The 13,287-nt window shown below is 65.2% G+C and carries 11 protein-coding genes; 8 read left to right on the top strand and 3 right to left on the bottom strand.

Annotation, left to right across the window (positions count from 1 at the left end; genetic code table 11):
- Positions 1 to 28: 28 nt before the first annotated feature.
- Positions 29 to 1,189 (bottom strand): DUF4185 domain-containing protein, encoded by a 1,161-nt coding sequence (locus AC1RNP_RS05495; RefSeq protein WP_493050238.1) that lies wholly within the window; start codon positions 1,187 to 1,189, stop codon positions 29 to 31.
- A gap of 386 nt (positions 1,190 to 1,575) precedes the next feature.
- On the opposite strand from AC1RNP_RS05495, the gene AC1RNP_RS05500 reads away from it, so the two are divergent.
- From AC1RNP_RS05500 to AC1RNP_RS05535, 8 genes are all read left to right on the top strand, one after another.
- Positions 1,576 to 2,286, top strand: coding sequence for a TetR/AcrR family transcriptional regulator (locus tag AC1RNP_RS05500; protein WP_493050239.1), 711 nt, complete (start codon positions 1,576 to 1,578; stop codon positions 2,284 to 2,286).
- A 74-nt stretch (positions 2,287 to 2,360) separates the two neighbouring features.
- A complete protein-coding gene (locus AC1RNP_RS05505) occupies positions 2,361 to 3,317 on the top strand; it encodes an HlyD family secretion protein (protein WP_493050240.1) in 957 nt (318 codons plus the stop codon).
- Between the two features lie 26 nt (positions 3,318 to 3,343).
- Positions 3,344 to 4,279 (top strand): ABC transporter ATP-binding protein, encoded by a 936-nt coding sequence (locus tag AC1RNP_RS05510; RefSeq protein WP_493050294.1) that lies wholly within the window; start codon positions 3,344 to 3,346, stop codon positions 4,277 to 4,279.
- Positions 4,276 to 5,409: an ABC transporter permease gene (locus tag AC1RNP_RS05515; protein WP_493050241.1), complete on the top strand. Its 1,134-nt coding sequence runs from the start codon at positions 4,276 to 4,278 to the stop codon at positions 5,407 to 5,409. Before AC1RNP_RS05510 ends, AC1RNP_RS05515 begins: the two co-directional genes overlap by 4 nt.
- Before the next feature lie 105 nt (positions 5,410 to 5,514).
- Positions 5,515 to 7,359 (top strand): DUF1800 domain-containing protein, encoded by a 1,845-nt coding sequence (locus AC1RNP_RS05520; RefSeq protein ID WP_493050242.1) that lies wholly within the window; start codon positions 5,515 to 5,517, stop codon positions 7,357 to 7,359.
- Between the two features lie 25 nt (positions 7,360 to 7,384).
- A complete protein-coding gene (locus AC1RNP_RS05525; RefSeq protein ID WP_493050243.1) occupies positions 7,385 to 8,779 on the top strand; it encodes a DUF1501 domain-containing protein in 1,395 nt (464 codons plus the stop codon).
- A 116-nt stretch (positions 8,780 to 8,895) separates the two neighbouring features.
- Positions 8,896 to 10,011 (top strand): M15 family metallopeptidase, encoded by a 1,116-nt coding sequence (locus AC1RNP_RS05530; RefSeq protein ID WP_493050244.1) that lies wholly within the window; start codon positions 8,896 to 8,898, stop codon positions 10,009 to 10,011.
- A gap of 99 nt (positions 10,012 to 10,110) precedes the next feature.
- Entirely contained in the window at positions 10,111 to 10,857 is a 747-nt protein-coding gene (locus tag AC1RNP_RS05535) for a hypothetical protein (protein ID WP_493050245.1), read from the top strand.
- On the opposite strand, the gene AC1RNP_RS05540 is transcribed toward AC1RNP_RS05535, so the two are convergent.
- Together AC1RNP_RS05540 and AC1RNP_RS05545 are read right to left on the bottom strand one after the other, a co-directional pair.
- Positions 10,854 to 11,084, bottom strand: coding sequence for a hypothetical protein (locus AC1RNP_RS05540; protein ID WP_493050246.1), 231 nt, complete (start codon positions 11,082 to 11,084; stop codon positions 10,854 to 10,856). The two genes, AC1RNP_RS05535 and AC1RNP_RS05540, sit on opposite strands and share 4 nt — an antisense overlap.
- Positions 11,085 to 11,189: 105 nt before the next feature.
- The gene (locus tag AC1RNP_RS05545; RefSeq protein WP_493050247.1) at positions 11,190 to 13,283 is read right to left on the bottom strand and encodes a hypothetical protein; all 2,094 of its coding nucleotides are present in this window, start codon (positions 13,281 to 13,283) and stop codon (positions 11,190 to 11,192) included.
- Positions 13,284 to 13,287: the final 4 nt, after the last annotated feature.

Here is a 13,287-nt window from a genome sequence, read left to right on the forward strand (position 1 = left end):
CCTCTTGGCTATCGCGATCGCGAAGCGCTCAGAGCCCAGGCCCGGTGTTCATGTTGAACGGCAGGATGTGCTCGCACAGATGGACGCAGTACGGATTCCACTGCGACACCGTGGTGTAGAGCGTGTTGCCACGGCTCCACGGATGCATGAAGCCGCCGTACATGCCGGGCAGCTGCGCCGGTCCGATGAGATTGAGCGGCGCCGACCAGGGGCCTTCGGGGCGCGTCGCGGTACGCAACTGGATCGCGCCCGTGAAGAAATTGGCGAACACGTTGATATAGGTGAGCAGCCACAGCGCACCGAACTTGTGCAGGTTCGGTTCGCCCACGGGGCCGGGTACGATCGAGACCGCCGGCGCGCCGACACGGTACTCGCGCCCGTCCCAATATTCGTACTGGGTGCGGTCGTGCATGCGATCGATGCGCACGCGCGCCATGTGCAGGCCGTCGTTGCGGCGGCCATTCTGGGTGCCGCCCAGGTAAACCCAGCCATCGTCATCCGGCGCCAGCGCCATCACCTGGAACACATCGGAGCGATCGGGATTGTTGGCCCAGGACGCGCCTTCCATCCACAGCCAGTGCTCGCCGTCGTCGTCGGACCAGGCCAGGCCGCTGTGATCGGTCTTCCAGCTCCAGCCGCCGTCGTCGTTCCAGTCGTAGACCTGCATGTAGCTCATGATCTGGCGCGAGGTCGAACCGAAGCCCGCGGCGAAGCCGGATGTGGGAATGCACGACCACTGCGGATACAGCGGCTCGAAGATGGTGCGCACGTTGCCCCAGGGATCGCGCACGCCGGAATCGAAGATGATGCCGTTGCGCATGTCCTCGAATGTGGCGCGGCTGCGCACCAGCGCGTTCTTCGCCTGGAAGTTGCCCGGCCCGCCATTGGGATTGATGGTGTTGGCGGTATCGCCGAAGGCGAACAGCACGTTGCCGCGCATGTCGTCCCACATCACGCCGAGGTCGGTGCCGACCAGCGCCCATTTGTCGTTCCAGGAGTTCGGGCCGGTCAGCTTGGCGACGATGCGCGTGCTGGCCGATGCGGCCGAACTCGCCGGCGACCAGCCCGCCAGCGCGCCGACCGTGCCCGCCGCAAGGGTCGTGCCCAGGAAGGAGCGGCGCGAAGGATCGATCAGTTCGCGCTTGGGCGGCAGGATCAGGGCTGGAGACCGATTTTGGTTCGACGTCATGCGCATGCTCCTCGAAAAGATGGGATCGGGATGTCCTGTCGCGGCACTGGATCGTGAGTCCGGCTTCCCCGCGCGATCGGCATGGCGATCGCGCGCATCGGCCCTGTGGGGACGCTCCGTTATCGATAACACCGGAGAAGTGAAGGGGTTGCGAGAGATCGCAGCGCCCCTGTGGATGTGGTGATAGGGGCGGGGTGAGCGGGTTCAGGGCCCGGATTCAGGATTTTCCGCGTGAGCGCGTGCAGCGGCAGTCAGACACGGGGTTTGCCGGAGTGGGGGCGACGGCCACTGACTCGGCAGGCAGCACGGCGAGCCGGGCGCAGGTCCAGGCGGCGGGAAGAAGGAAGGGCTTGCATTTTAATTAATTATTGAATTAAATATTTGCGATGAGCTCCCGCCCACCCCAGACGCGCAAACGTTCCCCGGCTTCGCCGCCCGGGGGCGGGAAGCCGATCCCAGCCGCCAAGAAGCGCGCGCCCGGGCGCCCGAAAGGCGCGGAGCCCGTCTCCCGGGACCACCTGTTCGATGCGGCATTGGCCTGCTTCGTCCGCCGCGGCATCGCGGCGACCTCGCTGCGGGACATCGCCACCGAAGCCAAGGTCACGCCAGCGCTGTTGCATTACTACTTCGGCGACAAGGCAATGCTGGTGGAAGCCCTGGCCGCGGAACGGATGCTGCCGGCCTTGCAGACGGTTCGCGCGCGCGTCCAGGCCGCTGGCGACGACATCGCCGCGACCGTTGCCGGCTTCGTCTGCGGCGTCACCGAAGTGATGAAGCAGAACCCGTGGTGGCCGCAACTGTGGGTGCGGGAAGTGCTGAGCGAAGGTGGCGCGCTGCGTGATCTGCTGATCAAGCATGCGGCGCCAGGCGTGGCGCGTCTGATCGTCAAGCGCTTCGCGGACGCGCAGTCGCGCGGTGAACTCAATCTCGATCTCGATCCGCGCCTGTTGATGACCTCGCTGATCGGGCTGACCCTGTTCCCGGCCGCGGGCGCGCCGATCTGGCGCCACGTGCTCGATGCCGACGATCTTGACCTGGACGATGTTCGAACCCATGCGATCGCATTGCTCGATCGCGGATTGGAGCTGAAATCATGACGCTCGCCACGACAGACCGGATTTCGATGATCCGAATTTCGATGAGCAGGATTCCGACAAACTGGATTTCCCCGATGCGTCGCGCTGGTATTGCGGCTGTCCTGGTGTGGTCGCTTGCCGCCTGCGCCGACGAAACCCCGCACGCGTTGGGAACGCTCGAATACGATCGCGTCACCCTGCCGGCGCCGACCTCCGAACGCATTGCCCGCATCGACGTGCGCGAGGGCCAGCGCGTGACCGCGGGACAGCCGCTGATGCAACTGGAACTGGCGCTCACGCAATCGCAACTCGCGGCCGCGCAAGCGCAGGCGCGGGAAGCGCGCGAGCGGCTGAGCGAGCTGAAGGCCGGGCCGCGCAGCGAGGACATCGCGCAGGCGCGCGCCAACCTCGCGGCCATACAGGCGCAGGCGCGCGATGCGCAGGCGTATTACGAACGCTTGTTGCCGCTGGGGCGGCAGCGGCTGGTGGCGGCGTCGGACGTCGATCGTGCGCGCGCGAACGCGGGCAACACGCAGGCGCAGGTGCGCGCGGCGCAGGAGGCGTTGCTGGAACTGGAACGCGGCACGCGCAGCGAGCAGATCGCGCAGGGCGAGTCCGCGCTCGCCGCGGCGGAAGCGCAGGCGAGGGCGCAATCGGTGACGCTGGGCAAGCTCGATCTGATCGCGCCACGCGATGGGCGTATCGATACGATTCCTTACAAGCTTGGGGATCAGGCACCTGTCGGCGCGCCGTTGGTGGTGATGCTGGTGGGGTCGGCGCCGTATGCGCGCGTGTACGTGCCGGAGCCGATTCGTGCGAACGTGCGCGTGGGGCAGGCTGTGCGGGTATTCGTCGACGGGCGCGAGGAGGCGTTGAACGGAAAGGTTCGCATGATCCGAAGCGATCCGAGTTTCACGCCCTACTACGCATTGTCCGGGAAGGACGCGACGCGGCTGAGCTGGCTTGCGGAGATTCAACTCGACAAAGGGGCTGGCGAACTCCCGGCAGGGCTACCGGTGCGAGCTGAATTTGTTTCGGATAACGGCGAATGAATGCCGGGATGGCCGCCGACGTCGCCATTCGTGCCCGTGGGCTGACCAAGCGCTTCGGCGAGCTCGCCGCCGTCGACCACGTCGATCTCACCGTGCCCAAGGCGCATGTCTATGGTTTCCTCGGGCCGAATGGGTCCGGCAAGTCGACGACCATTCGCATGCTGTGCGGGCTGCTCACGCCGACCGATGGCCAGATCGAGGTGCTCGGTCTGAAGATTCCGGAGCAGGCCGAGGAATTGCGCCGCCGGATCGGCTACATGACGCAGAAATTCTCGCTGTTCGAGGATTTGAGCGTGCGCGAGAATCTGGAATTCCTTGCCGCCGTGCAGGAAGTGCCGAAGGCCGAGACGGCGCGCCGCATCGACCAGCTGGTCGAGCAGTACCACTTCGCCGATCGCCAGAAGCAGCTCGCCGGGACGATGAGCGGTGGGCAGAAGCAGCGCCTGGCGCTCGCCGGCGCGGTGATCCATCAACCGGAGCTGTTGTTCCTCGACGAGCCGACCAGTGCGGTCGATCCGGAGTCGCGTCGCGATTTCTGGGAAAAGCTCTTCGATCTCGCCGATGGCGGCACCACCATCCTCGTGTCCACGCATTACATGGACGAAGCCGAGCGTTGCCACCGTTTGGCCATCCTCGATCGCGGCGTGCTGGTCGCCGATGGCACGCCGGTCGAGCTGACGCGTGCGCTGGCAGGGCGCACGGCCGTGGTGCACGCGACGCAGCCGCGCAACGCGCAGCAGACCTTGATCGACGTGTCGGGCGTGCTGAGCGTGGCGCAGATCGGCAACAGTCTGCGCGTGTTGTCCGAGCACGGCGGGGATGCCGTCGGCCGGTTGCGCGAGGCATTGTCGGCGGCAGGTTTGCAGGCGGATGTGGAAACCGCCGAACCGAATCTTGAGGATGTGTTCGTCTCCGCCACCCGCGGCAGGGGCGAGGACACGCGGCCGGAGACGCACGCATGAGACTACGCCGGCTTTTCGCCATCATGCTGAAGGAAGTGCGGCAGATGCGGCGCGATCGCATCACGCTGGCGATGATCGTCGGCATTCCCGTGATGCAGCTGGTGCTGTTCGGCTATGCCATCAATCTCAATCTGCGCGGGTTGTCGGCGGGCGTCGCCGATCAGGCCAATACGGCGGCTTCGCGCGCGCTGGTGATGGACATGGTGGCGACCGGCGTGATCGCGCCAGGGGACAGCACCACCGCGCCGCAGGAACTCATGGAGCGCCTGCGTCGCGGCGAGATCAGCGTCGGCATCGTGATCCCGCCGGATTTCGAGCGTCGCCGCCATGATGGCCGCGAGGCGGTGCAGGTGCTGGTGGACGGCAGCGACACGGTGGTGCAGAGCGCCGCGATCCAACTGGCGCAGACGCCGCTGGATGGCACGCCGACGACGAACCTGATCTCGCCACGCGTCGGCGCCGCGCAAGCCGGCAGCGGCCTGCCCGGCGGCGGGCAGATCAGTGTGGTGAGTTTCTACAATCCGGAGCGGCGTTCCGCGGTCAACATCGTGCCCGGCTTGATCGGCGTGATCCTGACGATGACGATGGTGCTGTTCACCGGCGTTGCGATCGTGCGCGAGCGCGAACGGGGCAACATGGAACTGCTGATCGCCACGCCCGTCAGCCGTTCGGAGCTGATGATCGGGAAGGTGCTGCCATACGCGGTGATCGGGCTGGTGCAGACCAGCGTGATCCTGGTGCTGGGCATGTGGCTGTTCGAGGTGCCGATCCGAGGCAGCATTTTCGACGTTTATCTGGCCGCGGTGCTGCTGATCCTGGCGAATCTCACCATGGGCCTGCTGATCAGCACGCGCGCGCAATCGCAGTTCCAGGCGATGCAGATGACGTTCTTCGTGTTCCTGCCGTCGATCCTGCTCTCGGGTTTCATGTTTCCGTTCGCCGGCATGCCGCGCGTGGTGCAGTGGCTGGCGGAGATCTTGCCGCTGACGCATTTCCTGCGCCTGATCCGCGGCATCATGCTGCGCGGCGCCAACCTGTTCGAACTCTGGCCGGACGTGCTCGCGTTGCTCGCCTTCACCACGGTGATGATGACGCTGGCGATCCTGCGCTTCCGCAAGCGCCTCGACTGAATGACGGGCGCGCACTGGACGCCCGTACAAGCTGTGTCGAGAATCACGTTCAAGCTTTCGCCCGAACGCTAGATTGCACGCCGACGCCCAGGGGAGAGCGCGGCGATGATGGTTTGGGGATGGTGGACGCGTCTGCCCTGGTGGCAGAGCGCGTGGCGGCCTGGCGCATGGTGGTCGAGTGCGTGGTGGCCGAGCGTGCTCCTGCTGGTAGTCGTGGCGGGGACGGTCCGCGAGGACACCAGGCGGCGGGCGTTGCCGATCGCGGCGCCCGTGCCGATCGTGTCCGGTGGCGCTATCAGGATTCCGCCGATCTCGGGGCCGACGCCGCCGGTCCGCAAGGCGCTCACTGACGCTGACGCGGCGCGCTTCCTCACGCAGGCGACCTTCGGCCCGACGCTGGAGGAAATGGCGCGCGTGCGCCAGATGGGCTACGCGGCCTGGATCGATGACCAGGTCGCACAACCGGTGTCCTCACAGCTGAAATTCCTGAAGGAAGCCGGCCCGGACACGCAGCGAGACTGGCGCGTGGATGCGTGGTTCATGAACGCGATTGGCGGGCAGGACCCGTTCGATGCATCGTTCGTGCACAAGGACCAGTTGCGTCAACGCGTGGCCTTCGCGCTGAGCGAGATCTTCGTCGTGTCCGATGCCGCTTCGGACGAGCTCGGCAATGCGCCGCATGGCATGACGCACTACTACGACACGCTGGCGCGCGATTCTTTCGGCAACTTCCGCACGTTGCTGGAGGACATCACCCTGCATCCGGTGATGGGCATCTTCCTGTCGATGCTCGGCAACCAGAAGCCGGACGAGACGCGCAACATCCGGCCCGACGAGAACTACGCGCGCGAGGTGATGCAGCTTTTCAGCGTCGGCCTGGTACAACTGAATATCGACGGCACGCTCAAGCGCGACAGCGCCGGCAATCCGATCCCGACCTATAACCAGAACACGGTCAAGGGCTTCGCCCACGTCTTCACCGGCTGGACGTTCCATGGTTGCGAGGCGATGGGGTATTTCACCGATTGCTACATCTACGATTCCGCCGATCCCGCCTGGGTGACGCGGATGGAAAGCCAGGCGGCGTACCACGCGTCTGCGCAGAGCAAGCAGTTGCTGGTGTATCCGGGTGTGGCGCTGCCGAACGGCGTCCTGGCGGGCGGCGGCACCGCACAGAGCGATCTGAAGGCCGCGCTCGACAACATCTTCAATCATCCCAATGTGGGGCCGTTCATCGGCAAGCAGCTGATCCAGCGGCTGGTCACCAGCAATCCGAGTCCGGGCTACGTGTCGCGTGTCGCGGCGGCGTTCAACAACAACGGCGCCGGCGTGCGCGGTGACATGAAGGCAGTGATCAAGGCGATCCTGTACGACGCCGAAGCACGCGCCCTGGCGTCGCAGCCACCGCATTTCGGCAAGGTGCGCGAGCCGCTGCTGCGATTGACCCACTTGTGGCGCGCGCTCAATGCACGATCGCAATCGGGGCATCTGGACGAGTTCTGGACGTTGGAGATGAATCTCGGCCAGTCGCCGCAGTACGCCCCATCGGTGTTCAACTTCTTCAGTCCGGAATACCGGCCCACGGGCGAGTTGACCCAGCTCGGCCTGGCCGCGCCGGAACTGCAGCTGGCGACCGATTACATGATGCCGAGCACGGAGAGCTATTTCGGCGGAAAGATCTACGACGTCTATGTCGGAAATCCCGATGTCGGGCCGAACGAGTACACCATCGACCTCAATCGCGACACGCCGCTCGCGGCCAATCCCGGCGCGCTGCTTGATCGCTACAACGTGTTGTTCCTGTCCGGGCAGATGTCCGCGACGCTGCGCCAGATCCTGCTCGAACGCCTGAACGGCATGCCGGCGGGCACTGCCGAGGAGCGGCGCACGCGGGTGCAGGAAGCGCTGTACCTGATCATCAATTCGCCCGAATACGTGGTGCAGAAATGAGCGCGGACAAGCGGAGAACGCAGCGATGAATCGAAGAGACTTCCTGCGCAACGCGATCTGCGCCGGCCTTGGCGGCGCCGGCTTGTATTCGGCGCTGGGTAATCTGCGCCTGGTCGAGGCAGCCACGCGCGCCTACGGGCCGACGGCGTTCGACGACTACAAGGCGCTGGTGTGCGTCTTCATGTTTGGCGGCAATGACGCCCTGAACATGGTGATCCCGCGTGACGACGCGCATTACGCGCAATACGCGGCGGCGCGCGCCACGCTTGCCGTGGCGAAGGGTGATCTGCTGCCGTTGACGCCTCAGGCCGGTGGCGGTGCATCCGATGGCGCGAGCTATGGTCTGCAGAAGTCGACCAGCGACGGTGATACGATCGGCGTCGCCGGACTGCAAGGGTTGTTCAACAACGGCAAGGCGGCGATCCTCGGCAATGTCGGCACGTTGATCCGGCCAGTCACCAAGACCGAATACCGCAACGGTTCCGCGCAGCTGCCGCCGCAGTTGTTCTCGCACAACAATCAGCAGGCCTACTGGCAGATTTCTCGCGCGGATGACGGTCGCAATCTTGGATGGGGCGGCCGCATCGCCGATCTGTTGCAGGATGCCAATCCAGGCGCCTTCATCCCGATGAACATCGCGCTCAACTCCGGCAGCGTGCTACAGCGCGCCGCCAACAGCAATCCATATGTGATCGGCAATGACGGGCCGCGTTATTTCAGCCGTTTCGAGTGGGACGGCGACAGCCGCCGCGCCTTCCTGGGGATGATGGCGCCGGAAGTGCAGACGCACGCCTTCGGGCGCAGTTACGCCGCCTCGTTCCGCCGTGCCCGCGAGAACGCGGATGCCGTCGGGACCGCGCTGGATGCTTCCACTCCGTTGACGACCATCTTTCCAGACAACGAGCTGGCCTGGCAGCTGAAGATGGTGGCGCGCCTGATCAAGGTGCGCGCCACGCTGGGATTGAAACGCCAGATCTACTTCGTCTCGATCGGCGGTTTCGATCATCACGATCGCCTGCTCAGCGAGCAACCGATTCTGCTGGCGCAAGTCGCGCAAGCGCTCACCGCGTTCCATGCCGCGACCGTCGAGCTTGGCGTCGCCAACAGCGTCACCGCGTTCACCGCTTCCGATTTCGGGCGGACGCTTTCGTCGAACGGCGATGGCTCCGACCATGGCTGGGGCGCCCATCATTTCGTGATCGGCGGCGCGGTGCGCGGCGGACGCTTCTACGGGACCATGCCGGTGCTGCAGAACGATGGCCCCGACGATGCGGGCTGGGGGCAGATCATTCCGACGACGTCGGTCGATCAATACGCCGCGACGCTGGCGCGCTGGTTCGGCGTGGCCGATACCGATCTCGGTCTGATCTTCCCGAATCTCGGCAATTTCGCCAGCCGCAATCTTGGGTTCATGGTGTAGCGAGCACACGATCGCTTTTCGGGTGTGAAGCGCAGCGATGACATGCAAGAAATGAGGTGTTACACCGCCGATTACATCGACGACTAGGGTCTACCCCAGGTGGCGCGTCCGATCCGATGCGATACAACGATATCTCGCTGCGCGTCTTGCCGCATCGCGAGGCGCGCGACCCTGACTATGGATGGGAGGAAGCGCACATGGCTGTCGACGGCACTAGCGGCACTGGTTCTTCTGATTCTTCGTCTTCCGCGCAATCGGCGTCATCGTTGTCCGATGCGTTGTCTCGGGAGCAGACCTCGGCGTCCAAGACGCGCGAGCAGGAAATCCGTTCCGAACTGGCCAACAATCCGCAAGCCGTGCAGGCGCTTGACAGGCTGGCCGGCAACCTCAGCTGCTACAACATGACCGAGGAGCAGAAGGTCCAGGCGCTCAACGATTTCATGACCGCGCCCAACGCCGCCACCGCCGCCTACGTCGAGGGGCGCGTCGCGCAGGATCTCGGCGTCAATCTGGCCGCGTCGCATTCGCTGATGTCGCCGGATGCCGGCACGCTGACGATGGACGGGCAGACCTACAGCATTGATCAGGGCAATCTGGTCGATGCACAAGGCCAGGTGATGGGCACGATCAGCAACAACGGCACTGTGCAGTTCAACGGCGAGGAACAGACACGCAGTGTCTACGGTGACATCAATGCGCGCGTGGAGCTGCGCGAGCAGCTTGGCGTGAACATGCAGACCGTGCTCGATCTGCGTCCGGCGGATTCCCGCAATCGTCTGGGCGATCCGAATCTGAATCAGGATTTCGCCAATCGCGTGCGGGATGTGATCGAGCAGGCGCGCCGTGAAGGCATGAGCCTGCGCGTGGACACAGGCTTCCGCACTTTCGCCGAGCAGGACCGGCTTTATGCGCAGGGTCGCACCACGGCGGGCAATATCGTGACCGGTGCCAGAGGTGGCGAGTCCTGGCACAACTACGGCCTTGGCGTCGATCTGTCCTTCGGCAACCGTCCTGGCGCCGATGCCTGGGCGGGCAACAATAACTGGTCGCGCTACGGCGAGATCGCTGCCGACAACGGTCTGACCTGGGGTGGTAACTGGCGTAATCCCGATCGGCCGCACGTCGAATACCACCCGGGATTCGGCGCCAGCGATGCGGATGCGATGATCGGAACCCATAACCGCGACGGGCTGGAAGGCGTCTGGGATCGCATGGGAATCGGACAGCAATGATCACAAATCGTGCGCGATCGCAGTAATCTGGGCTTGCAGGCTTTGCTGTCGTCACCCTCGAGGCCCGGGATGTTCTTGCCGCGATCTGTCTCCTTGTTCATGGCGCTGTTGGTCGCGCTGGCGCCGGTCTGTCATGCCGGGCAGGCCGTGCGATCGGAAAAAGCGTCTGCCTCTGCCGCCGCCGCGAAGGTCTGGTCCTCACCGCCGGCGGAACTGCCGAGCGAAAACGGTCAGCTGGCCTTGCGCGATCGCAGGCCCTTGCTGGGCGCCGGCGCAGTCGCGTTCGATCCGCGGCATCCGCGACTCGTGTGGGCCGATGGCGAGAAATTGCAGAGGCTCGATCTCGATAGCGATGCGCTGAGCGAGCATCCTGCGGGCGGTTGGGTGTCCGATCTCGGCTACGCCGTCAACGGTGACTTGTGGGTGATTGCTGGCCACGCCTCGCGCTGGCGCGATGGGGCGCGTGCGTGCAACAGCGAAGTTGAACTGGATCGCCTGCTCGCGATCGACGAGGCGGGAATCGATGCCGCCGCCGATACTTATTCGGATGGCGTGGGGCCTGTCACGCATCGAGTCCGGCTTGATGCGGATTGTCGCCTCGAGCGCGAGATTTACGAGCCGCTAACCGACGCGAAAGCCACCGCATCCAAGGGCGATGCGTCGCCGTCCGCGCGCACCTTGCCGCCGGGCTTGCCGTGGAAGATCGAGGCGCGTCGCGTGATCGTTTCGGGCAAGCCCGCCGTTGGTTTGCCGTCGGCGCCTGTGGCGATCTCTCCCGATGGCCGTTGGTGGGTGTTCGAGGAAGAGGGGCGACGTGTGCTCTGGCGATTGCGGGAGCCGCATTAACGATCCGATCGAGATGCCCGGCGCTCACGCAGCGCCAGGAGGATGCCGATCATCGCGGTCACGATCGTGCCCGCCAGCCAGAGCCAGGCAACGGACGTCGGCGCGAAATGGCCTGCGGCAAACGCGGTGCGATGGAATTCCATCACACCGATCACCGCGATGCCGCAGAACCAGATGGCCAACGCATAACGGCGGATCGGCGAGGAGGCGCGTGGAGGTTGCGGCATGACGTCAAAAGATCGGATCGGAAGACGGTTACATTACTCCTGATCTTGATGATCTGATCCTGACGATCAGCCGCTCACGCGAGCGGTTTCGATCGATAGTTGACGCTACTGCGCTGCCAGCGGCTTCAGGGCGAGGAAGACCGTGCTCCACAGCTGCGCGGCGTTGGATTCGTCCTGATCGCCGCCGCGCTGGCCGAACGGCTCGACGCGATAGCGGCCGTCGGCATAGGACCACGACCACAGTTCGGAAGTGCGCACATCGTGCGCGGCTTCGATCGCCGTCCACAGCCGTGCGCGTGCGTCGGTGAGGCGCGCGCGTGTCGTTTCTGGCAGGTCGCTACGCTGCAACTGCCGGTCGAAGCCTGCGGCCAGCACCGCTTGCTGCCAGGCCCAGACCACCGTGCCGTGATAGGCGTTGCGGCCGAACAGGCTTTGAACATGCGCGTCGGCATAGGCGGGATTCGCAACCAGCAGGCCGATGCCGGTCATCAAGCCGGCAGGGAATGGACGCATCAGCGCCTGCACCGAGCGCTCCAGTGCCGGAGCGGGAGGATCTAGAAACAGCAGGTCGAAGCCGTCGTCGGAATGCAGCACCGGGATCGCGCGTGTCTTGGCGTCGAGCGCGATTGCGTTGAATCGCAATGCGTCCTTCGGTAATGACGCGAGCGCCGATGCCGGATCCACGCTTTGGGCCTTGGCATAGTCGGAGACTGCACGACGCGCGCGCTTGGCACTGATCTGGAAGACGAACAATGGCGGCGCGGCGCGCAGCCAGACGTTCGCGGATTGGTCGGCGTAGGCGAGTTGGTTGTCCTGCTGTGGCGTGAGGTAGGGCTTCAGCAATCCTGTGGCGCGTAGTCGTGCAATCGAAGACAGTGCGGCGGGCACGAGAACCGCATTGACGTCATAGGGATAACGGCCGCCGGCCAGGCCATCCTGGCTGTCGCGCCATTGGCCGGTCTCCCTTCCTGACTTCAATGCGATCAAATGGTTTGCGTTCTGTTCGCGCGCGAACGGTGCCGCCGCAGCCGCCACCCAGGCGAAATTGCGCGCCAGCGCATCGCCGAAGCGCTCGCCGGTGTTGGTCTTGCGTGCCAGGAAGGTGGCCGCCCGGGTGCGGCCTTGTGGATGATCGAGCAGGTACGAGGCTGCCACCGGCGCGAGCATGAAATCATCGTCGATCATGTTGTAGTCGTAGACCGGTGCGTCGCCGGTGCCGCCTTCCTGACGATGCCGCAGCACGGCGAATTCGCCGATGTCCTCCTCGTGCGCGATTTCACCGCCGGCATTCAAGCGTTCCAGCACCGCGCCGAGACCGGCTTCGGCGGCTTCGGGAGCGAGCGCGGGCAGGAGCAGGCGCATCGACATCAGCGTGTCGCGGCCGAAGTAGGTGTCGAAGCGCCAGGAACCGGCGAGGAATTTTTCCTTGTAGCTGAGGAAGGCCAGCGCATCGCGGCTGCGGGTGTCGTTCGCGGCCGCTTCCGTCAGCAGTTGTGACGAGGGCAGCGGCGTCAGTGGCGTTTCACCGGTGAGCGCGGTGATGTGCAGCCGCAGCGGCCGATTGCGTGGCGCGGTGATCGTGATCGGACCGTCCTGCTGTTTGCCGGACTCACGGGCGATCTCGCCAGCCAGTACTTCAATCGTTAGCGCGTAGCCGGGTGCGCCGTCCAGCCGTGGCCGTGCCCAGCGCAGACTGCGTGATTTCACCTGAGGCTTCGTCGCGACCGCGTCCGGGCGCGTGCCGAGCACCTGGTAGTCGCGCAGCACGCGCACGCTGCCCAGCACCGCTTCCCGCGTCACCAGCCGGGGTGCATCGGTTTCGACTTCCGCTTCGATCCCGCGCAATGTCCGGCCTTGTGGATCGCGCCTAGTGATGCCGCGCGGCTCGCCGCGCAAACGCCACTCGACCGGTGCCAAGGTGGGTTCGAACCACAATCCAACACCGCTGTTGCCGGCGGGGAAGGCGACCAATGCGCGCGGCTGCCGGCCCGAGCTCAAGAGCAGGTGCGCGGCGATCGGTCCCTGCCGGTAAAACGCATTGAGAATGTCGCCTTCCCGAATGGTGAATCGCAGCGTTTCATCCGTTGTCGTGCGCGCCGCACCGTCGGCGGGGGGCGGCGCGCAGTTGGCGGCGAGGGAGACGCAAGCCAGTACGGCCACGGCCAGCAGCCTGCCGATCATCGAACGATGCATGCCCATGCGT

It is taken from the genome of Luteimonas sp. GW821-FHT14E02 (assembly GCF_058803905.1).

Excerpts from the sequence above, each read along its gene's own strand:
- AC1RNP_RS05495 (WP_493050238.1), bottom strand. The coding sequence starts at position 1,189 with ATGACGTCGAACCAAAATCGGTCTCCAGCCCTGATCCTGCCGCCCAAG.
- AC1RNP_RS05500 (WP_493050239.1), top strand. The coding sequence starts at position 1,576 with ATGAGCTCCCGCCCACCCCAGACGCGCAAACGTTCCCCGGCTTCGCCG.
- AC1RNP_RS05505 (WP_493050240.1), top strand. The coding sequence starts at position 2,361 with ATGCGTCGCGCTGGTATTGCGGCTGTCCTGGTGTGGTCGCTTGCCGCC.
- AC1RNP_RS05515 (WP_493050241.1), top strand. The coding sequence starts at position 4,276 with ATGAGACTACGCCGGCTTTTCGCCATCATGCTGAAGGAAGTGCGGCAG.
- AC1RNP_RS05520 (WP_493050242.1), top strand. The coding sequence starts at position 5,515 with ATGATGGTTTGGGGATGGTGGACGCGTCTGCCCTGGTGGCAGAGCGCG.
- AC1RNP_RS05525 (WP_493050243.1), top strand. The coding sequence starts at position 7,385 with ATGAATCGAAGAGACTTCCTGCGCAACGCGATCTGCGCCGGCCTTGGC.
- AC1RNP_RS05530 (WP_493050244.1), top strand. The coding sequence starts at position 8,896 with ATGCGATACAACGATATCTCGCTGCGCGTCTTGCCGCATCGCGAGGCG.
- AC1RNP_RS05535 (WP_493050245.1), top strand. The coding sequence starts at position 10,111 with ATGGCGCTGTTGGTCGCGCTGGCGCCGGTCTGTCATGCCGGGCAGGCC.
- AC1RNP_RS05540 (WP_493050246.1), bottom strand. The coding sequence starts at position 11,084 with ATGCCGCAACCTCCACGCGCCTCCTCGCCGATCCGCCGTTATGCGTTG.
- AC1RNP_RS05545 (WP_493050247.1), bottom strand. The coding sequence starts at position 13,283 with ATGGGCATGCATCGTTCGATGATCGGCAGGCTGCTGGCCGTGGCCGTA.